Source organism: Oceanitalea stevensii (genome assembly GCF_014837105.1).
GTDB classification, from domain to species: Bacteria; Actinomycetota; Actinomycetes; order Actinomycetales; family Actinomycetaceae; genus Oceanitalea; species Oceanitalea stevensii.
The window spans coordinates 26,551-46,639 of sequence record NZ_JACSPO010000012.1; the positions used below are offsets into that span (position 1 = coordinate 26,551).

Genomic DNA, 20,089 nt, shown 5'->3' on the forward strand with positions numbered 1-20,089 from the left:
TGCGGCCGGGCGAGAGTGGGCTCGTCGCTCTCGACTGGTTCAACGGCAACCGCTCGGTGCTCGTCGACGCGCACGGTGCCGCCGGTGATGGGCAGGCGCCCGAAGACGGCCTCGGCCACCTCGGCGCGCCCCGAGCCGAGCAGACCGGCGAGGCCGACGATCTCGCCCTTGCCGATCTCGAAGCTCACGTCGGCGAAGAGGTCGGTGGAGGAGAGCTCCTCGACCTGCAGCGCCGGGGCGGGGTGCTCCGGAAGCGTGGACAGCACGCGGTCCTCGGTGGCCCGGTAGCCCAGCAGCGCCTCGACGAGGCTGTCGTGGTCGAAGGCCGAGGAGACGTCGTCGGCGACGACCTCACCGTTGCGCAGGACGGTGATCCGGTCGGAGATGCCGAAGACCTCCTCCGTCTTGTGGGAGACGAAGACGATGGCCACGCCCTGGGCCTTGAGCTGGTTGACGACGGCGAAGAGCGTGTCCACCTCGCGCCAGGTCAGGGCCGTGGTCGGCTCGTCCATGAAGAGCACCTTGACGTCGAGCGCGAGCGCGCGGCAGATCGCCACGAGCTGGCGGTCGGAGATCGGCAGCTCGCCGACCTCGGCGTCCAGGTCGAGATGCAGCCCCAGCCGCTCCACCACCGCGCCGGCGACCTCCCGCGCCTCGCGGTGCGAGACAATCTTGCGGCCGCGGGAGATGCGCGCCGACATCGCGATGTTCTCCGCCACCGTGAGGTTCGGGAACAGCGACATGTCCTGGAAGATCACCTGGACACCGCGGTCGACGGCGTCGGTCACGCTCAGCCGCCCGACGGACTCGCCGCCGATCTCGATCTCACCGCCGTCCGGCGTCTCGACGCCCGCGATGATCTTGATGAGCGTCGACTTGCCCGAGCCGTTGGCACCGGCGAGGCACAGCACCTCGCCGGCACGGACCTCGACGTCGACCCCCTTGAGCGCGTGCACACCGCCGTAGGACTTGCGCACCCCGCGGGCCCGCAGGGCCAGTGGTTGTTCGTTCATCACCGTTTCTTCCTGTCCTGTGGTCCCCCGGGGCCCCCCCGGGGGGTCCGGCGTCAGAACGGGTAGTCCGCCTGGTTGTCGTTCGTGATGTCGATCCAGGCATCGCCGAAGAAGCTGTTGGGCACCTCGGGGTCCTGGCGGAGCGACTCGTAGCCGGGGACGCCGAGGTCGGTGCCCTCGGTGAGCTCTCCGCCGTCGAGGACGACCTCCGCGGCGGCGAGCATCGCCTGGCCCGCAAGTGCGGGGTCCCAGCCGGTGATGACGTCGACGGAGCCGCTCTCGAGCTGGTTGCCGACGATCGCGGGCGTCGAGGTGCCGACGACGCAGGTGTCGGCCTCCCGGCCGGCCTCCTCGATCGCCCGGCCGATGCCGGCGACGTCGGTGGACGCGGCGCCGATGAACCCGCGGATGTCGGGGTACGTCGCGAGCAGCTCCTTCGTGCGCTGGTAGGCGACCTCCTGGTCCTCCTCGGAAGAGATGGCGTCGGCAACCCGCGTGACACCCGGGTACTCCGCCTCGGCCTGCGCGAGGGCGCCGTCCGCCCACACGTTGTGGCTGGCCACGGTGAGGGAGCCGACGAAGTGCGCGTAGGAGCCCTCCCCGTCCATGCACTCGGCGAGCAGGTCCATCTGGTGCGCGCCGTAGTCGGCGTTGACGAAGGCCTCGATGTTCGCCTCGGCGTTCTGGATGCCGGGCGCCTCGTGGGTGATGACGACGATGCCGGCGTCCTGCGCGCGGCCCAGCACGGCCTCGAGGGACTCCGGGGAGTTGGGCACGACCGTCAGCGCGGCGGGCCGCTGCGGGATGAGGTCGTTGAGGACCGCGATCTGCTTCTCCTCGCTCGAGTCGTCACCGGCGGTCTGGCTGACCGTGACCTCGTGCTCGGCGGCGTACTCGTCGTTGCCGACGGCCATGCGGTTGAACCAGTCACCGCCGGCGAGCTTGACGACGTTGACGATGCGGCGCTCGCCGTCGGCAGCGGGGCTGGCGGTGTCGTCCCCGCCGCCCGTGGAGCCGCACGCGGTGAGCACGAGCGCGACCGAGACGGTCATCGCCGCTCCGGCGGCACTCCGTCGTGCGTTGTTCATGGTCCTACCTCCTGTAGTGGGAACTGCTGATGTCTCGCCGCGTCGGCGGCAATGTCGCGCAGGGCGTACATGACGTCCTCTGGCCGGCGCCCGAGATCCGTGGAGAGCCGGTCGTAGATTCGGTAGAGGCGGTCGTAGACCGCACCGGCCTCCGGGTCGGGCGTGTAGGCCGTCTCGGAGATCCGGCCGAAGGCGGCGGCCTCCGCGAAGCTGTCGTAGCCGCCGGCCGCGGAGCCGGCAGCGAGGCCCGCGTGGAGGGCGGCACCGAGAGCCGGGGTGTTCGCCGACGCGGACAGGTGGATCTCCCGGCCCGTGGCATCGGCGAGGACCTGCATGAGCAGCGGGCTCTTCCCCGGCAGTCCGCCGCAGGCGACGATCCGGTCCACCGCGACGCCCGAGCTCTCGAAGGCCTCGAGGATGGTGCGCTGCCCGAAGGCGGCGGCCTCGACGAGCGCGCGGTAGACGTGCTCGGGTCGGGTAGCCAGGGTCATGCCGACGAGCACGCCGCTGAGGTGCGCGTCGACGAGCACCGAGCGGTTGCCGTTGAACCAGTCGAGAGCGACGAGCCCACTCTCGCCCGGCCGCAGGGCCGCGGCCCTGTCCGCGAGGTAGTCGAAGCCGCTGACCCCGGCGGCCTCGGCGGCCTCCGCGTACCGCTGCGGCAGGAAGTTGCGGACGTACCAGCCGAAGGTGTCACCGACACCGGGCTGGCCGGCCTCGTAGGCCCAGTAGCCGGGGATGATGCCGTCCTTGACGACCCCCGACATGCCCTCGACGTGCTGCTTCTCCGCCGACAGCACGAGGTTGCACACCGAGGTACCCATGACGAGGACCATGTCGCCGGGGCCCGCGACGCCGCAGGCCAGCATCGCGACGTGCGCGTCCATGTTCCCGCTGGCGACCGCGGTGCCGGGCCGCAGCCCCAGGCGCTGCGCCCACTCCTCGGTGAGGCCACCGGCGCGGGCGCCTGGACCGACGAGGTCATGGCCGAGCTTGCCGAGGACGGCCGCGAAGCCGGGCGAGAGCTCCTCGAGGAACTGCTCGCTCGGGTAGCCGGCGTCCTCGGCGCGGTAGTTGGCCTTGTAGCCGGCGACGTGCGCGCCGCGCACCTCGTGCCCGACGAGCTGGGAGACGAGCCAGTCCTCGAGCTCGATGAGCCGGTCGGCCGCCGCGAAGACATCGGGCGCGGCCTCGAAGATCTCCAGCGCCTTGGGGACGAGCCACTCGGCGGAGATCTTCCCGCCGTAGCTGTTGAGGAAGAGTCCGCCGTGCGTGCGTGCGAGCGCGTTCACCCGGTCGGCGTGGCGCTGCGCGGCGTGGTGCTTCCACAGCTTCGCGTAGGCGTGCGGCTCGGCGCGCCAGTGCGGCGTCGTGGCGAGGGGGACGCCGTCGGCCGTCGTCGGGATGACGGTGCACGCGGTCGTGTCGATGCCGATGCCGACGACCTCGTCGGCCGTGAGGCCGCTGGCCGCCACGGCCCCGCGGACGACAGCTGTCAGTCCCTCGACGTAGTCGGCAGGGTCCTGCAGCGCCCAGCTCGGTGGCAGCGCCTGACCGGTGGCGGGGAGCACCTCGTCAATGACGCCCGAGCGGTAAAGGTGCACGGCCTCGCCGAGCTCCGACCCGCTGGCGAGGTCCACGACGACGGCGCGGCACGACTCGGTGCCGTAGTCGATGCCGATGGCCGCGTTGCGTGTCATTGCCTCTCCTCACTGAGCCTTCCGGACCCTCCGGTGGCTGCCCGCCGGGTTCCCACATTGAGGCATCGACGCGGGCCGTCATCCAAAGCTAGTGTGCTCATATGAGCACCCATCGACCGGACGGGTCGCCGCTGACCCACGACGAACTCCTCGTCGACGTCGCGCGCCGGTACTACTTCAGCAACGAGAGCAAGGTGGAGATCGCCGCCACCCTGGGGCTGTCCCGCTTCAAGGTGGCGAGGATGCTCGAGGAGGCCGTCCACCGCGGTGCGGTCCGGATCACGCTCCACCGGCCGACCACCCGGGCCAGCGAGCTCTCGGTCCGGCTCAAGCAGCGCTACGGGCTGAACCACGCCGTCGTCGTCCCGGCCGAGCACCGGACCGAGCCGGAGGTGCGACGGCTGCTCGGTGACGCCGGCGCACGACTGCTCACCACGCTCCTCGCCGAGGGAGACGTCCTCGGCGTGAGCTGGGGACGCACCATCAAGGCATTGGCCGAGGCGACCGTCAGCCTGCCCCGAGTCCCCGTCGTCCAGCTCTCCGGTATCGCCGGGAACCCGGGCGAGAACTCGATGGAGCTCGTCCGAATCCTCTCGAGCATCACCAAGGACGAGGCGTTCCCGCTGTACACCCCGCTCCTCGTGCCCGACGCGGCCACGGCGCGGAGCCTGCGGCACTCCCCCGGCGTCGCCGAGGCCTTCGACCGGTTCCGCTCGGTGTCCGTCGCCGTCGTCGCGGTGGGCAGCTGGAACCCCGCGAACTCCCAGCTGCGCACCTTCTTCTCGACCCAGGACCAGGCTGCCCTCACCGCCATGGGACTCCAGGCGGAGACCGGCGGGATCCTCCTCGACGCCGAGGGGAGCGAGATCGACAGCCCGGTGGTCGAGCGGATCATGGGCATCAGCAGCGTCGAGCTGCGGGCCGTCCCGACGGTGGTCGCCGTGGCCGGGCACGTGACCAAGGCCAAGGCCATCCGTAGCGTGCTGCTCGCCGGCATCGCCAACGCGCTCGTCACCGACGATGCCGTCGCCCGATTGCTCCTCCAGGATGAACCGCTCATCTGAGCGTCGCCGGTGCCTGTGAGACATGCCGCATGAGGCATCGTGGGACACGCTGATCGACCCCAGGAGGACCCATGCCCGCCCCCAAGCTCTTCGTCGACTCCGCCGACCAACGCGCGACGGAGGACCTCTTCGCCACCGGCGCGTTCGTGGGGCTGACGACCAACCCCACGATCCTCGAGCGCGGCGGAGCCGTCACAGCCGACCTCCCGCGGATCAACCGGTGGGCGCGGGCAGCCGGAGCCCGGGAGGTGTGCTTCCAGACCTGGGGGGAGACGCGCGAGGAGCTGCTCGCCAACGCCTCGCGCCTGCTCGACGTCGACGCGCGCACCATCGTCAAGGTCCCGTGCACGGCGGCCGGTGTCCCGGCCGCGGCCACGCTCGTCTGCCAGGGCGTCGAGGTCCTGCTCACCGCGGTGTACCGCCCGAGCCAGATGGTCGTGGCATGCAGCATCGGGGCGAGCTACGTGGCTCCCTACGTCGGCCGGATGGCCGACTCCGGCGCCGACGCCCTCGCCGACGTCGCGGCGATGCACGCGATCGCGGCCGGTGGCCGCACCGAAATCCTCGCGGCCAGTCTCCGCACGGCCGACGACGTGGCACACCTTGCTGCCGCCGGGATCCCTGCCTTCACCCTGTCACCGTCCGTCGCTTGGGAACTGGTCCGTGACGAGCGTTCCGACGCGGCCACGGAGGTCTTCGAGGCGACGATGGCCCGGCTCGGCAGCATCTGAACCGGAGCGGTCGGCTTACTGCGGGGCGGGGACGAGGGCGCCGCGGCCGGCGCGGGTGAGGGTGGCCTGGCCGAGGACGCGCGTCCCGGCGTAGACCACCACCGACTGGCCCGGTGCCATGCCACGCAGCGGGGTGTCGAGGCGCACGAGGAGCGCGTCGTCCTCCCGGCGGACCTGCGCGGGCGCCGGGGTGCCGTGGGCGCGGACCTGGACCTGCGCCGTCGTCCACTCCCCCGCGGGGACGTCGTCGGCGAGCCACACGGTCTGGTCGGCGGCGAGCTCGGTCACCGAGAGCAGCTCGCCCGGGCCGACGACCACCGTGTTCGCGGCCGGGTCGGTCCGCAGCACGTAGCGGGGCTTGCCGTCCGCGGCGGGCCGGCCCAGGGCCAGGCCCTTGCGCTGGCCCACGGTGTAGGCGTAGGCGCCGTCGTGGCGGCCGACCTCGTTGCCCTCGTGGTCGAGGACGGCGCCGGGCTGGGCGCCGAGGCGGTCGCGGAGGAAGCCCTGGGTGTCGCCGTCGGCGACGAAGCAGATGTCGTAGGAGTCCGGCTTGGCCGAGACGGACAGCCCGCGGGCGGCGGCCTCGGCGCGCACCTCGTCCTTGGACGCGACGTCGCCGAGCGGGAAGAGCGAGCGCGCCAACCGCTCGGGGCCCATGACGGCGAGGACGTAGGACTGGTCCTTGGCGATGTCCGCGGCGCGGTGGAGCTCGCGAGCGCCGCCCGGGCCCTCGACGATCCGCGCGTAGTGCCCGGTGGCGACGGCGTCGAAGCCGAGCGCGAGGCCGCGGTCGAGGAGGGCGGAGAACTTGATGTGCTCGTTGCAGCGCACGCAGGGGTTGGGGGTGCGGCCGGCGGCGTACTCGGAGAGGAAGTCGGCGACGACGGTCTCCTCGAACTCCTCCGACAGGTCCCACACGTAGTACGGGATGCCGAGGACGTCGGCGGCGCGGCGGGCGTCGGAGGCGTCCTCGATCGAGCAGCAGCCGCGGGAGCCGGTGCGGTGCTGGGCCCGCGAGCGCGACAGCGCCATGTGGACGCCGACGACGTCGTGCCCCGCCTCGACGGCGCGCGCGGCGGCCACGGCGGAGTCGACCCCGCCCGACAGTGCTGCCAGTACTCGCATGCTGCGTCCCTTCTCCGAGCCCTCACCAGGGTAGGCGCTGCCCCGCGCGACCACCCCAGCCGGGAGGCGACCTCGGTCACCGTGCTCGCTGCCGCCGGTCGAGGTGCACCCGTGGCCGTGCCGACGGAGCATGAGCCGATGGCCTCCCCGCGCTCGTGGCACTTCACCGGACGCATCGCCGGCTGGGGGACGCCCGGTGGCACGAGGTTCGTCCTCGGCGCCTGGCACGACTCCCCGCTCGGCGCCTTCGCCGACGTCATGGTCGAGCGCCCCGACGGCGAGCGGCTGCTCCTCGCGCCCTCCCAGGAGGTCGCCGACTTCGTCGCCTCCACCTACACCTTCGACACGACGCTGCTCGTGCCCGTCACCGTGACGACGACGGCGGGACGCCCGCTCGCCGGCACCCCCACCACAGCCGGGCACGCGTGGGACGTGGTCGCGGGGCCGTTGACCGCGCGGCTCCACGTCGGCGCCCGGCCGCCGCTCGGCCGCCTGCTGCGCCTCGTGCCGCGCCGGCTGGCGACGGCGCCCGCGCTCACCCGCGTCACCGACCCGGTGGCGCGCGTGGTGCTGCGCGGGGTGCGCACCCGCGGCTCGGCCGGTGGCGGCCGCACCGAGCACTACGGCGCGCACGACCTGCACCGCCTCACCGCCGCCGAGACCCGCTGGGAGGGCGAGGACCTCGGGCCGCTGGGACCGATCGAGCCGCCGGTGCGCTTCGGCTTCGGCTCCTCCCCGCGCGACCCCAGCGTCACCGACCTCGTCACCACGGTCCGCGGACCGCGCTGACGCCCTAGTCCCGCCCGAGACCCGCCTCGCGCGCGAGCACGACGGCGGCGCCCCGGTGCGGCACCGCGAGCTTGGTGAGGACGTTGGCGACGTGGTTGCGCACGGTCTTGCCGGACAGGACGAGCCGCCGCGCGATCGCCGCGTTGTCCAGGCCGCGGGCGAGGAGGTCGAGCACCTCCCGCTCCCGCGCGGTGAGCTCGGGGAAGGGCAGGCGCACCGCCGCCCGCCCCGGCGCCAGCGCGGACAGCGCCCGCGCCGCGACCTCCCGCCCGAGGATGACCTCCCCGTGCGCGACCGCCCGCACCGCCCGCTCGACCTCCTCCGGCCCGGCGGACTTGAGGAGGTAGCCGCGAGCGCCGACGCGCAGCGCCGCGGCGACCGACTCGTCGTCCTCGCTCATCGTCACGACGAGGACGGCGAGCGCGGGGTCGCGGGCGACGAGCTCCCGGGTGAGGTCGATCCCGGACCCGTCCCCGAGGTGGAGGTCCATGAGGACGACGTCGGCCCCGCCGGGGGCCACCACCTCGCGCGCCGCGGCGGCGGAGTCGGCCTGCCCGACGACGTCGATCCCCGGCAGCGAGGACAGCAGCCCCGCCATGCCGAGCCGGAAGACGGGGTGGTCGTCGACGACGACGACCCGCAGCGCGCTCACCGGCTCTCCTCGAGCGCGGGCGCGAGCGGCAGGAGCGCCTCGACGACCGTGCCCCCGCCCGGCGGCCCGGCGATGCGCAGGGAACCGCCGAGCTCCTCGGCACGCTCACGCATCGCCTGCGTCCCCACGCCCGCGGGCACCCCCGGCCCGCGGCCCGCGCCGTCGTCGCGGCACACCACCTGCAGACCCTGCCCGTCCACGCGGACGACGACGTCACAGCCCGCGGCGCCGCTGTGCCGTGCGGCGTTGAGGACCGCCTCGGCGGCGATGCCGTAGGCCGCGGCCGCGACGGGCGCGGGCAGGGCGCCCGGCACGTCGGCGTCCAGCCGCACGGCGAAGCCGCTCTCGGCGTGCCGGGTGACGAGCTCGCGCAGCGCCGGCTCCAGGCCCAGCTCCTCGAGCACCGGCGGCAGGAGGGTGCGGGCGACGACGCGCACGTCCTCCACCCTGCGGTCCAGCTCCTCCTGGAGCGCGGCGAGCATGCCGCGCGCCGCCCCCGGGTCGGCCTCGACGAGGTTGGCGACGCCGCTGAGCCCGAGCCGGAGCCCGGCGAGCGAGGGACCGAGGCCGTCGTGCAGCTCGCGGCGGATGACCTGCCGCTCCTGCAGCCGGGCGCGGGTGAGCCGCTCGCGCGTGCGGGCGAGCTCGTCCGCGGTGCGCCGCAGCAGCAGCCCGGCCGCGACGACGGCGGACAGCTCGTCCAGCGCGCGGCGGGTGCGGACGTCGAGCACCTCCCCCGGCCGAGCCGTGACGAGGAGCGTGCCGACCGGCCCGCCGGCGGCGACGAGGGGCAGCCCGGTGGGCTCCGCCGTCGCCGTCCCCGCCGTCGCGAGCACGGTCCCGTCCGCCCCGCGCGCGGCCACCGACTCCAGCCGCAGGGCGGTGCGCACGCTGTCGACGAGGGAGTCGAGGAGGCGGTCGTCGGCGCGGCCCAGCTCCCCGCCCATGCGGGCGGCCACGCGCGAGGGGTCGCCCGCGGCCCCGTAGACGAGGCGGTGGACCCGCGGCTCGAGCCACAGCCGGCTCGGCTGGACCGCGACGACGACGGCGGCGGCCGCGAGGGTCTGCGCCCAGCCCTCGCCGGGCACGACGCCGCTGAGGAGGACGCTCGCCACGAGGTAGGTCGCCGAGAGCCCGACCGTCAACGCCCCGGCGAGCACGGTGCGGCTGACCGCGAGCTCGATGCCCCACAGCCGCTGCCGGAGCACGACCGTGAGCACCGCCGCCGGGAACAGGGCCTGGCTGGCGAGGTGGAGCGCCGGCGTCACCCACATCGGCACCCGGCCGAGCGGCAGGAGAAGCGGGACGAAGGAGACGGCCAGGACCAGCGTGCCGAGCGCGAGCCAGCCCAGCCCCACGGCGTCGGAAGCCGGTCCACGGCGCCGCCGCAGCTCCACCGCGGCCGCGGTCACCAGCCCCCACACCACCGCGGCCCCGAGGCTCGCGTAGAACGCGGTGACCAGCAGGCTCACGGACAGCACGGTCGTGCCGACGGCGATCACCGCGCCGATCCCCGGGCCCCACCACGGCGCGTCGGCCGGGCGCTCCCGCACGAGCCACGGGACGACGAGGAAGAGGCTCAGCGTGCCGGGCACCCAGGCCCAGGAGACGGCGGACGCGAAGGGCTCGGGGTCCAGGCCGCGGGCGGTGGCGAGCACGCGCCACCCACCCGCGGCGGCGGCCACCCCACCCCCGAGCGCCGCCAGCCCGAGGAGGTAGCCAACGACGTGCCGCCGCCGGGACAGCACGAGCGCCGAGGTGAGCCCGTAGACGAGGGCGACGGCGGCGTCGACGACGAGGAAAAGCGCGTCCTCGCCGAGGACCGGGCGGGCCGCGGCGAACATCGCCGCCCCGGCCACCGCGAGGAGGGCCGCCGCGCCGCCGAGCACCACGCCGGGGACCTCGGACGAGAGCCGTCCGAGGTCCGGGCGCACAGCCACCGTGCGGGGCATGGGTGAACTGTAGGGCTGGGCGGTGCGTGTCAGGAGCGGTTCCGCAGCATCGCGACGGCGACGACGAGCAGCCACACCGGGCCGATGAACCCGGCCAGGTACTGCAGAGGCGAGATCCCGAGCAGGAGGGTGAGCCCGCCGAGGGCGAGGCTCGCCACCCCGAGGCCGCGACCGGCGGCGCCGTGGCGCAGCGCGGCGAGGCCGACCGCGAGGCCGCTGACGCCCGCCGTCACCCACAGCCAGGAGATCGTCGCGACCCAGTGGGAGTAGAAGGACGCGTCGCTCGCCACAAGCATCTCCGGGGTGAGGAAGCCGAAGACGAACTCGGTGTTGAGCCCGGAGCCGAGGACGAGCACGGCCGAGAGGACGACGAGCCCGAGCATCGCGACGAGCCCGTGGAGGGAGCCGGCCGGGGTGCGGCCCGCCAGGCGCCGGTAGAGGCCGGCGGCGAAGGGCAGGAGCAGGACGGCGGCGAGGACCGTCGTCACGTGGAAGCCGATGAGCTGGGGCACCACGGTGGCGTAGTGCGCGACGACGGCCTCCGGGGTGAGCAGCGTGTCGGCCTCGTACGGGGGTGAGACGGCGAGGGAGAACCAGATGCCGGCGGCGCCGGTGAGGGCGGCGCCGACGCCGGACAGGGCCCAGCCGCGGCCGGCGGGTGCCGGACGGGTCGGCTGGGTGGTGCTCGTCTCGCTGGTGACCGTGGTGGACACGGGGAACCTCCTCGAACCCACGACCTCCGGCGGCCACCGTGACCGCTCCGCGCGGGCTCGGGGAGTACGTTCCGCCGCCCGGTGTCCCGGGTGACAGGGGCACGCGTCCCGACTGTCCGGGCACCTGCGCCGGGCAGCCGCGTCCGTCACGTGAACAGCGGGCGTCCGGCAGGCGGATGAGAGGTGTCTCATCCGCCCGTCACGGAGGGCTCACCTTCACGCGATGAACTTCCTGGCATGCCGCGGACCAGGTCCGCGGCGCGACGTGAGAAGGGGGACCCAGCATGACCACGACCACCACCAGGCCCACCGGCCTGGCCGGCCCGCACCCGGGCAGCGCGCCCCGCGGCCGGCGGCTGCGCGTCGCGCTGTACTCGCACGACGCCCTCGGTCTCGGTCACGTGCGCCGCAACCTCGCCATCGCCCGGGCGCTCACCACCCTCGGCCCGGCGCCGGACGTCCTCCTCCTCACCGGCGCCCCGGAGGCGGTCACCACGCACCGCCCCGCACACTGCGACCTCGTCTCCCTGCCCGCGCTCACCAAGGACGCGGCCGGCACCTACTCCGCGCGCCACCTCTCCGTCGACGAGGCGCACATCCGGCACATGCGGCGGGCGGTCCTCACAGCGGCGCTGTCCTCCTTCCGGCCGGACGTCCTCGTCGTCGACAAGCACCCCCGCGGCTTCCTCGGCGAGCTCGAGCCCGCCCTCGACCTCCTCCGCGCCGCCGGCACCCGCATCGTCCTGGGCCTGCGTGACGTCCTGGACGACGCCGCCACCTCCCGCCGCGAGTGGGACACCGACCGCGGGGCCCAGGCGCTGCGCCGCTGGTACGACCAGGTGTGGGTCTACGGCGACCGCGCCGTCCACGACCTCACCGCCGAGCTCGACCTGCCCGCCGCGCGCACCGTCCACACCGGCTACCTCGCCACCGGCCGCCAGGGCGGACCGGCCGTCACCGAGGTCGTCAGCCCCTACGTCCTCGCGATGGTCGGCGGCGGCTCCGACGGCGCCCACCTCGCCGAGGCCTTCGTCCGCAGCGCCATGCCGGCCGGCCACCACGGCGTCCTCGTCACCGGCCCGCAGATGCCCGCCGACGACGTCCGCCGCGTCGCCGAGATCGCCGCCCACCGCACCGACCTCACCGTCCGCACCTACGTCGAGGACGCCGAGGCCCTCATCGGCGGCGCCGCGGCCGTCGTCGCGATGGGCGGGTACAACACCGTGTGCGAGGCGCTGGCCCTCGGCGCCCGACTGCTCGTCGTGCCCCGCGTACGCCCCCGCCAGGAGCAGCTCGTGCGCGCCCGCCTGCTCACCGCCGTCGGCGTCCTCGACCACCTGCACCCGCAACGGCTCGACCCGCCCGCCCTCGAGCGGTGGCTCGCCGGCGCCGTCACCGCCCCGGCCGCCGCCCCAGGCCCCGGCGACGTCGTCGACCTCGACGGCCTCGCCCGCCTCCCCCACCTGCTCGCCAGCCTCGTTGCCACGAAGGAGGAGACCGATGTCGCCTGAGCGGATCGGCTACGTGCTCAAGATGTACCCCCGGTTCTCCGAGACCTTCATCGTCTCCGAGCTGCTCGGCCGCGAGGCGAGGGGCGCGGACCTCGAGGTGTTCTCCCTGCGCCCGCCGGTGGACCCGCGCTTCCACAGCGCGCTCGCCGAGGTGCGTGCTCCCGTCACCTACGTGCCCCGGGCCCGCAGGCCCGAGGAGCTGTGGGACGCGCTGCGGGCCGCCGCCCCGGAGCTGCCGCTGCTCCACCGCGCCCTGCCCGAGCTGCTCGCGGCCGAGGCCTCCGACGCCGGCCAGGCGCTCGCGCTCGCCGTCATGGTCGTGCGCCGCGGGATCACCCACCTGCACGCGCACTTCGCCTCGCTCGCGACGACGGTCGCGCGGCTCACCTCGCTCCTCACCGGTGTGCCCTACTCCTTCACCGCGCACGCCAAGGACATCTTCCACTCCTCGGTGGACCCCGCGGACCTCGCCCGCAAGATCGCCGGCGCCCACCACGTCGTGACGATCAGCGACTTCAACGAGCGGCACCTGCGCACCACCTACCCCGAGGCGGTCGCGGCGACCCGCCTCCACCGCATCTACAACGGGCTGGGCCTCGCCGACTTCCCCTTCACGCCCACCCGCGACGACGGCGGCACGGACGTCGTCGCCGTCGGCCGCCTCGTGGAGAAGAAGGGCTTCGACGTCCTCGTCGACGCGCTCGCCCACCTGCGGGATCGCGGCCGGCCGCTGCACTGCCGCATCGTCGGCGGCGGGGAGAAGGAGGCCGAGCTGCGGGCCCAGGTGGCCGCGCTCGGGCTCGAGGGGCTCGTCGAGCTCACCGGCCCGCTGCCCCAGCACGAGGTCCGCGCGCACGTGGCGGCGGCCGGCGTCTTCGCCGCGCCCTGCGTCGTCGGCTCCGACGGCAACGCCGACGGCCTGCCCACCGTGCTCCTCGAGGCGATGGCGCTCGGCACGCCGTGCGTGTCGACCGACGTCACCGGCATCACCGAGGCCGTGCGGCACGAGGAGACCGGCCTGGAGGTCGGGCAGCACGACCCCGTGGGCCTGGCCGACGCGATCGTCCGCCTGCTCGACGACGCCGCGCTGCGCGCGCGCCTCACCCGCGCCGCCCGCGCGCTCGTCGAGCGCGAGTTCGACACCCGCCGCCAGGTCGAGGCCCTCGAGGGCGCCACCCGCGCCGGGCGGGACCCAGCTCTCGGCGCGAGTGGTGGCCCCTCCCCCGCCGGCGGCCCCGTTGTCGCCGGCGGCCCGGTTGTCGCCGACGGCTGGATCTCGCCCGCCCAGGAGGTGCGCTGATGCGGATCGCCTACGTCTGCGCCGACCCCGGCATCCCGGTCTTCGGCACCAAGGGTGCCTCGGTCCACGTCCAGGAGGTCGTGCGCGTCCTCCTCGAGGCGGGCCATGAGATCGACCTCTTCTGCCGCCGCACCGGCGGGGAGCCGTGGCCGGCCGCCGCGGCCGCCCGGGCCGCGGGCCGGCTCACCGTCCACGAGCTCGGCCGCATCCGCGGTGAGGACGTCGCCGACCGCGAGCGCCGCGCCATGGCGGCCGACGGCGACATGCTCCGCGCCGTCACGGCCGCCGGACCCTTCGACGCCGTCTACGAGCGGTACTCCCTGTGGAGCACCGCCGGCACCGCCTACGCCCGGGAGCACGGCGTGCCCGCCGTCCTCGAGGTCAACGCGCCGCTGCCCGCCGAGCAGGCCCGCCACCGCGGGCTGGTCCACACGGTCGAGGCACGCGCCGTCGTCCGGCAGGCCGCCGCGGACGCGAGCGCCGTCGTGTGCGTCTCCGAGCCGGTCGCCGCCTGGGTGCGCGACCACCTCGCGCGGACCGGGCCCGCCGGCCGACCGGCCGTCGTCGTCGAGGCGAACGGGGTGGACGTCGACCGTATCCGCCCCGCGGCGGGTCGCCCGGACCGGCCCTTCACCGTCGGTTTCGTCGGGACCCTCAAGCCGTGGCACGGGACCGAGACGCTGCTCGAGGCCCACGCCCTGCTGCGGCGCTCGGTGCCCGCGGCGCGGCTGCTCCTCGTGGGCGACGGCCCGCAGGCCGACGCGCTGCGGGAGCAGGCACGCGCGCTCGGGACCGCCGGGGCCGTCGAGACGACCGGCGCCGTCGCTCCCGTCGACGTGCCCGCGCTGCTCCACCGGATGGACGTCGCCACCGCGCCCTACCCCGCCGCGGGTGAGGGCTACTTCTCCCCGCTCAAGGTCTACGAGTACATGGCGGCGGGGCTGCCCGTCGTCGCCTCCGCCGTCGGGCAGCTGCCGGGCGTCGTCGAGCACGCGCGTACCGGTCTCCTCGTCCCGGGCTCGGACCCGGCGGCGCTGGCCGAGGCGCTCCACGGGCTCGCCACCGACGCCGGCCTGCGCGAGCGGGTCGGGGCCGCGGCGCGGGCGCACGTGACGTCCGGGCACACGTGGACCCACGTCGTCGAGCGCTCGCTCGCGGCGGCCGGGCTGCCGCTCGCGGCGCGGGAGCCGGCGGGGGTGGGCGGCTGATGGCCCGCAAGCCCGCCGAGGAGCTGCGCTCGATCGCGCCCTCGCTGCGCCGGATCTGGTCCTTCCTGCGTCCCCACCTGCGACCGCACCGCAAGGTCGTCGCCGGCGGCTTCGTCGCGCTCTTCGCCGAGGTGGCCTTCCGGCTCCTCGAGCCGTGGCCGCTGAAGTTCGTCATCGACGCCGTCATCGCGCCCGGCGCCGCGCAGGACCCGGGGCTCGTCACGCTCCTCGTCTGGGCGGCGATCGCCGTCGTCGCCGTCGCGGGGCTGCGCGCCCTGTCGGCCTACCTCATGACCGTGTTCTTCGCGCTCGCCGGCACCCGCGCGATGACCTCCGTGCGCGCCCAGGTCTACGCCCACGTGCTGCGCCTGTCCCTGCGCTTCCACAGCTCCGCGCGCGGCGGCGACCTCATCACCCGGCTCATCACCGACGTCGGGCGGCTGCGCGACGTCGCCGTCACCGCCGCGATGCCGCTCATCGGCAACGTCGTCACCCTCGTGGCGATGGTGACGGTCATGGTGATCCTCGACTGGCGCCTCGCCCTCGTCGTCGTCGCCGCCTTCCCGCTCTTCGCGCTGTCCTCCTCCCGCTCCACCCGCAAGATCACCTCCGCCTCCCGCCAGCAGCGGCGCCGCGAGGGTGACCTCGCCGGCGCGGCCGGGGAGTCGCTCGGTGCCATCAAGGTGGTCCAGGCCTACTCCCTCGCCGAGCGGCTCGAGTCGACCTTCGCGGCCTCGAACGCCAAGGAGCTCACGGAGGGGGTGCGGGCCACCCGCCTCTCGGCGGCGCTCGAGCGCAAGACCGACCTCCTCGTGGGCGTGGCCACCGGCGTCGTCCTCCTCGTCGGCGGCTGGTCAGTGGTGCGGGGGCGGCTCACGCCCGGTGAGCTCGTCGTCTTCGTCCAGTACCTCAAGAGCGCCTTCAAGCCGATGCGCGACCTCGCGAAGTACACCGGACGCATCGCCAAGGCCGCCGCGTCCGGCGAGCGGATCCTCGACATCATGCAGACCGAGCAGGACGTCACCGACTCCGCCAGGGCCTACACGATCAAGCGGCTCGCCGGGGAGATCCGCCTCGAGCACGTCACCGCCTCCTACACCGGTGCCGACAAGGCCCTGGACGACGTGTCGCTGCGCATCCTGCCCGGCACGAAGGTCGCCGTCGTCGGGCACTCCGGCTCCGGCAAGTCCACCCTCGCCGGCCTGCTCCTGCGGCTGCAGGACCCGGTGGGCGGCGCGGTCAAGCTCGACGGCCACGACCTGCGCGACGTCACCCTCGAGTCGCTGCGCGCCCACGTGGCCGTCGTGCTCCAGGAGTCGGTCCTCTTCCACGGCACGGTCGCCGAGAACATCGAGATGGGCCGCCCCGGCGCCACCCCGGAGGAGGTCGAGGCCGCCGCGCGCGCCGCCAACGCCCACGAGTTCATCTCCCGGCTCCCCGAGGGCTACGGGACGCTGGTCGGCGAGCGCGGCGACACGCTCTCCGGCGGGCAGCGCCAGCGCGTGGCCATCGCCCGCGCCATGCTCCGCGACGCGCCGGTCATCATCCTCGACGAGGCCACCACCGGCCTGGACCCGAAGAACTCCGCCGAGGTCTTCCAGGCCGTCGACCGGCTCGCCGCCGGGCGCACCACCGTCGTCATCACCCACACCCTGGCCGACGCGCTGGGCTGCGACGAGGTGATCGTCCTCGAGCGTGGCCGGGTCGTCGAGCACGGCCGTCCCGCCGAGCTCATGGCCACGCCCGGCTCCCGCCTCGCGCTGCTCGACCCGCAGCGGCACCAGCGGCCCGTCGTCGTCCCCCACCGGAAGGGCGCCTGATGCTCGACCTCCCGCCGGCCGACGAGCGCATCGCCGCCGCCGACCCCGCGCTCCCCGGCCTGCGCGACGTGCTCGCGCCGCTCGGCCTGGTCCGCCGCCTGGCCCCGGGCTGGGGCGTGCGCGCGGCCCGCGTCGCCTACCTGCGCTACAAGCCGGGCACCTCGCTCCTCGCCGGGCTCGTCCTCACCGACGCCGACGGCGTCACCTCCTTCGCCCAGGCCCTCGCCCTGCGCGCGGGCTCGGCGGAGAAGCTCGCCAAGGTGCGCCGGGCCGGGGAGGCCGACGACGTCGGCCGGGGCGCCGTCGTCGACGGCGGGCTGGGGGTGGCGGTCGGTGACGTCACGGCGGACCGGCGGCTGCCCGGTGTGCGCCGCGTGCTGCGGGACGCCGACGGCGTGACCCCCCTCGTCTACCGGCCCGGGCGCCGCTGGGTGGCGCGCGTCGAGGACGGCCGGGCGCCGGGCAAGCTGGTACGCGTGTACCACCCCGGTGCGACCGGTGGCGTCCTCGCCGGCCATCGGGCACTGGCCGACCTGCCCGTGCCCGCCGTCACCGCGGTGCGGCGGCGCCGGGGCACGGTGCGGACCGCCTGGGTGCCGGGGACCTCGCTCGACCGGCTCGGTGACACGGAGCAGCTGTGGGCGCAGGCCGGCGCGCTGGCGGCGGCGGTCCACCGCGCGGCCGGGGTCGAGGGCCTGGACCGGGTGGACCGCGACGCCCGGCTGGCGGCCTCGGTGGCGGCCGTGCGCGCGGTGGCGCCGGCCTGCGCGGACGCCGCACGGACGGTGGCCGAGCGGGTCCGTGCGGGACTGGCCGGGCGCGAGGCCGTGAGCGTGGTGCACGGGGACCTCTCGGCCGACCAGCTCGTCGTGCGGCCCGACCTCGCCGCGGGCACGTCCCCGGACCCGGCGGCCCCCGGCCAGGCCGCGCTCACCCTCATCGACCTCGACCGCGTCGCGCTCGACGACCCGCTCGCCGACCTCGGCTCCTGGTACGGCGCGCTCGTCGCCACCGGTGCGGAGGCGGGCGACCCGGCACAGGTGCTCGCGCCCTTCCTCGCCGGTTACACCGCCGCCGGCGGCGAGGTCGACGGCCGCGCGCTGCGCCTCCACTGCGCCGCGGCCGTCCTCCAACGCGCCGTCGAGCCGTTCCGGCGTCACCAGCGCGACTGGCCCGACGGCGTCGCCCGTCTCGTCGCCGTCGCCGAGGAGCTCGCCGCATGAGCGTCCCGACCACCGCCCCGCGGTCACGGCGGGCCGCGGACCGTCCGTCGCGCCGGCTCCCCGACGCCGTCCACGACGGCGCACGGACCTACCGGCTCGTGCGGGCCTGGCCGCGCGGGACGGAGCACGCGCTCGTCGAGCTCGCGGCCGAGGACGGCGCGACCGTCGCGGGCCAGTGGTTCGCCGACCCTGCCGCCCTCGCGTCCGGCGCGGCCGCCACGCCCGCGCCGGCCCGCGTGGCCGGGGACGTGTTGCTCCAGCCCGGCGGCGCCGACGCACGGCTGCGCGCCCTGGGCGGGGTGCTCGCCGAGGACGGCGCCCGGCTCGTGGCCCACCGCCCCGGGCGCCGCGCCGTCGTCCGCCTGGACGCCCCGGACGGCACGGTGCGCGAGTTCGCCAAGGTGGTGCGTGGGAGCAGGGCCTCCGACCTCGCGCGGCGCGGCAGCCTCGTCGCCGAGCTGGTCGGGGGTGCCGTCCCCGTGCCGCGGCTCCTCGACACCGGCGAGGTCGGACGCGGGGTCCTGCGGTGGAGCGTCGTGCCCGGCCGCACCCTGCACGACCTGGGCGCCGGCCGGTGGGAGCCCGAGGCGGCGCGGACGGCCTGGGAGGCCGCCGGGCGTGCCGTCCGCCATCTCCACGACGCACCCCGGGGCCGGGTGACGGCGCGGCACGGCGCCACCGACGAGCTCGGGGCCGTCGCGGACTGGCTCCACCCCGCCGTCGTCCACGGCCTGCTCGACGCCCGTCTCGTCGCCCGGGCCGGTGAGCGGGTGGCTGCCGAGCTGGACGCCGGAGCGGGCGACTCGGCCCTCGGTGTCCTGCACCGCGACCTCCACGACAAGCAGCTCCTCCTCGACGACGCCGGGACGGTCGGGATGATCGACGTCGACACCCTCGCGGTCGGGGAACGGGCGCTCGACGTGGCCAACCTCCTCGTCCACCTCGAGCTCCGTGAGGCCCAGGGCGTGCTGACGCCGGGGCTGGCCGCCGCGGCACGCGACGGCTTCCTCTCCGGCGTCGGCGCCGGGGAGCTCCCGCACTCGCGGGTGGCCGCCTACGCGCGTGCCACCCGCCTGCGCCTCGCGGGCGTCTACGCCTTCCGGCCCCGGTGGCGGTCCGTCGCCCAGGAGCTCCTCGCCCAGGCAGCGGGCTGACCGCGCGCACCGCGCCCGGTGCGCCGCGGTTCCTTCGGGTGGCGCCGGGCGAAGTCCCAGGCGATGGCGCTGGCGTCCGGGCCGGCGCGGTCGGTGAAGAGGCCGTCGCCGGCGGGCCCCGGCCAGGCGTGCCCCATGTCCCGGACGAGGTAGGACTCGACGAGCGACCTCCCGTCGGGCGTGGTCAGGGTCGTGTGCGTGTACGCGTGCCTGCCCTCCTCCGCGGGCACCGCCGTCGTCTCCTCGACGAGGGCCGGCCCGCCGTCGAGCAGGCCGTCCTCGACGAGGTCGCCGACCGCGACCCACTGTTCGACGAGACGGGTGGCGACGAGGGGCGGGACGACGTCGTCGTCCTCGCCGTGGATGACCAGCAGCGGCACGAGGCGTGCCCGGTCGCCCATCTGGGACCACGCCTGGCGTGCGGTGTAGGCCGGCGGGGTGGCGCCAGGATCGTCCGGGTCCACCTGGTTCAGCCCGTACTCGCCGCCGGCGACCGACGTGGCCGTCGCGAACACGTCGGGGTAGGTCGCGGCGAGGATGACCGCGGTCCCCGCACCGGAGGAGGCGCCCGCGACGTGGACGTCGTCCGGGTCGGCGCTGTAGTCCTCGACCACCTGTCGGGCGACGCCGGCGAGCAGCGCCGGCTCGCCGCCGGAGCGGTGCTGCTCGCGGGGGTCCGCCGAGCGCCAGCAGTTGATCGCGCTGCGGAACATCCGCTGTGTCGGGTAGACGACGATGAAGCCCTCGCTGTCGGCGAGGTCGTTGAGCTGCGTCGTCGACTTCATCGAGTTCCACCCGTACCCGGTCATCCCGCAGCCGTGGACCGCCATCATCACCGGCAGCGGGGTCGTCCCGTCGTACTGGGGCGGGAGGTGGACCTGGTACCGCAACGCGCCGTCCGCTCCCTCGTACACGTGGTTGCGGTCGCCCTCGTGCATCCACCACGGCAGGCCGAGCTGGAGGACCGCAGTGGCGAGGCCGACGACGAGCACGAGCGCGACCACGACGCCACGGCCGCGGCCCCCCCCCCCGCCCGGGGGGCGGGC

General features: G+C 75.3%; 16 protein-coding genes and 1 pseudogene. 9 read left to right on the top strand and 8 right to left on the bottom strand.

Annotated features, from left to right (window positions below):
• Nucleotides 1-554 precede the first annotated feature (554 nt).
• From H9624_RS17055 to H9624_RS14585, 3 genes and pseudogenes are all read right to left on the bottom strand, one after another.
• Nucleotides 555-1,013: pseudogene (locus H9624_RS17055) on the bottom strand (ATP-binding cassette domain-containing protein); the annotation flags it as partial.
• A gap of 53 nt (nucleotides 1,014-1,066) precedes the next feature.
• Entirely contained in the window at nucleotides 1,067-2,101 is a 1,035-nt protein-coding gene (locus H9624_RS14580; RefSeq protein WP_110851711.1) for a substrate-binding domain-containing protein, read from the bottom strand.
• Nucleotides 2,098-3,801: a ribulokinase gene (locus H9624_RS14585; RefSeq protein ID WP_251840625.1), complete on the bottom strand. Its 1,704-nt coding sequence runs from the start codon at nucleotides 3,799-3,801 to the stop codon at nucleotides 2,098-2,100. Before H9624_RS14585 ends, H9624_RS14580 begins: the two co-directional genes overlap by 4 nt.
• Before the next feature lie 101 nt (nucleotides 3,802-3,902).
• Between H9624_RS14585 and H9624_RS14590 the strand changes: the two genes are divergently transcribed.
• On the top strand, nucleotides 3,903-4,865 hold the full coding sequence (locus H9624_RS14590) for a sugar-binding transcriptional regulator (RefSeq protein ID WP_251840626.1): 963 nt from the start codon (nucleotides 3,903-3,905) through the stop codon (nucleotides 4,863-4,865).
• Between the two features lie 71 nt (nucleotides 4,866-4,936).
• Nucleotides 4,937-5,596 carry a transaldolase family protein gene (locus H9624_RS14595; protein WP_251840627.1) on the top strand — a complete coding sequence of 220 codons (660 nt, stop codon included), beginning with the start codon at nucleotides 4,937-4,939 and terminating at the stop codon, nucleotides 5,594-5,596.
• A 15-nt stretch (nucleotides 5,597-5,611) separates the two neighbouring features.
• On the opposite strand, the gene mnmA is transcribed toward H9624_RS14595, so the two are convergent.
• The gene (mnmA, locus tag H9624_RS14600; RefSeq protein ID WP_251840628.1) at nucleotides 5,612-6,721 is read right to left on the bottom strand and encodes a tRNA 2-thiouridine(34) synthase MnmA; all 1,110 of its coding nucleotides are present in this window, start codon (nucleotides 6,719-6,721) and stop codon (nucleotides 5,612-5,614) included.
• Nucleotides 6,722-6,859: 138 nt separating this feature from the next.
• Here mnmA and H9624_RS14605 point away from each other — a divergent pair, with 138 nt between their 5' ends.
• Complete coding sequence (locus tag H9624_RS14605; RefSeq protein ID WP_251840658.1) at nucleotides 6,860-7,510, top strand: hypothetical protein; 651 nt, start codon at nucleotides 6,860-6,862, stop codon at nucleotides 7,508-7,510.
• 4 nt (nucleotides 7,511-7,514) lie between these two features.
• Here the strand turns inward: H9624_RS14605 and H9624_RS14610 are convergent, their stop codons facing one another.
• The 3 genes from H9624_RS14610 to H9624_RS14620 are packed head-to-tail and all read right to left on the bottom strand — an operon-like array spanning nucleotide 7,515 to nucleotide 10,827.
• The gene (locus tag H9624_RS14610; protein WP_251840629.1) at nucleotides 7,515-8,162 is read right to left on the bottom strand and encodes a response regulator; all 648 of its coding nucleotides are present in this window, start codon (nucleotides 8,160-8,162) and stop codon (nucleotides 7,515-7,517) included.
• Nucleotides 8,159-10,114, bottom strand: a complete 1,956-nt coding sequence (locus H9624_RS14615; protein WP_251840630.1) for a sensor histidine kinase — start codon at nucleotides 10,112-10,114, stop codon at nucleotides 8,159-8,161. The genes H9624_RS14610 and H9624_RS14615 overlap by 4 nt, the downstream gene beginning before the upstream one ends.
• Nucleotides 10,115-10,143: 29 nt before the next feature.
• A complete protein-coding gene (locus H9624_RS14620) occupies nucleotides 10,144-10,827 on the bottom strand; it encodes a hypothetical protein (protein ID WP_251840631.1) in 684 nt (227 codons plus the stop codon).
• A gap of 284 nt (nucleotides 10,828-11,111) precedes the next feature.
• Here H9624_RS14620 and H9624_RS14625 point away from each other — a divergent pair, with 284 nt between their 5' ends.
• From H9624_RS14625 to H9624_RS14650, 6 genes are read left to right on the top strand one after another with little or no spacing between them, the layout of a single operon-like run.
• Nucleotides 11,112-12,338: a glycosyltransferase family protein gene (locus H9624_RS14625; RefSeq protein ID WP_251840632.1), complete on the top strand. Its 1,227-nt coding sequence runs from the start codon at nucleotides 11,112-11,114 to the stop codon at nucleotides 12,336-12,338.
• Nucleotides 12,328-13,638: a glycosyltransferase gene (locus H9624_RS14630; protein WP_251840633.1), complete on the top strand. Its 1,311-nt coding sequence runs from the start codon at nucleotides 12,328-12,330 to the stop codon at nucleotides 13,636-13,638. Before H9624_RS14625 ends, H9624_RS14630 begins: the two co-directional genes overlap by 11 nt.
• A complete protein-coding gene (locus H9624_RS14635; protein ID WP_251840634.1) occupies nucleotides 13,638-14,846 on the top strand; it encodes a glycosyltransferase family 4 protein in 1,209 nt (402 codons plus the stop codon). The genes H9624_RS14630 and H9624_RS14635 overlap by 1 nt, the downstream gene beginning before the upstream one ends.
• A complete protein-coding gene (locus tag H9624_RS14640; RefSeq protein WP_251840635.1) occupies nucleotides 14,846-16,666 on the top strand; it encodes an ABC transporter ATP-binding protein in 1,821 nt (606 codons plus the stop codon). Before H9624_RS14635 ends, H9624_RS14640 begins: the two co-directional genes overlap by 1 nt.
• A complete protein-coding gene (locus H9624_RS14645; protein ID WP_251840636.1) occupies nucleotides 16,666-17,889 on the top strand; it encodes a phosphotransferase family protein in 1,224 nt (407 codons plus the stop codon). The genes H9624_RS14640 and H9624_RS14645 overlap by 1 nt, the downstream gene beginning before the upstream one ends.
• A complete protein-coding gene (locus H9624_RS14650; RefSeq protein ID WP_251840637.1) occupies nucleotides 17,886-19,043 on the top strand; it encodes an aminoglycoside phosphotransferase/kinase family protein in 1,158 nt (385 codons plus the stop codon). The genes H9624_RS14645 and H9624_RS14650 overlap by 4 nt, the downstream gene beginning before the upstream one ends.
• Here the strand turns inward: H9624_RS14650 and H9624_RS14655 are convergent.
• Nucleotides 18,980-20,089 (bottom strand): extracellular catalytic domain type 1 short-chain-length polyhydroxyalkanoate depolymerase (locus H9624_RS14655; protein WP_251840638.1); only part of this gene is annotated, 1,110 nt, incomplete at its 5' end. The two genes, H9624_RS14650 and H9624_RS14655, sit on opposite strands and share 64 nt — an antisense overlap.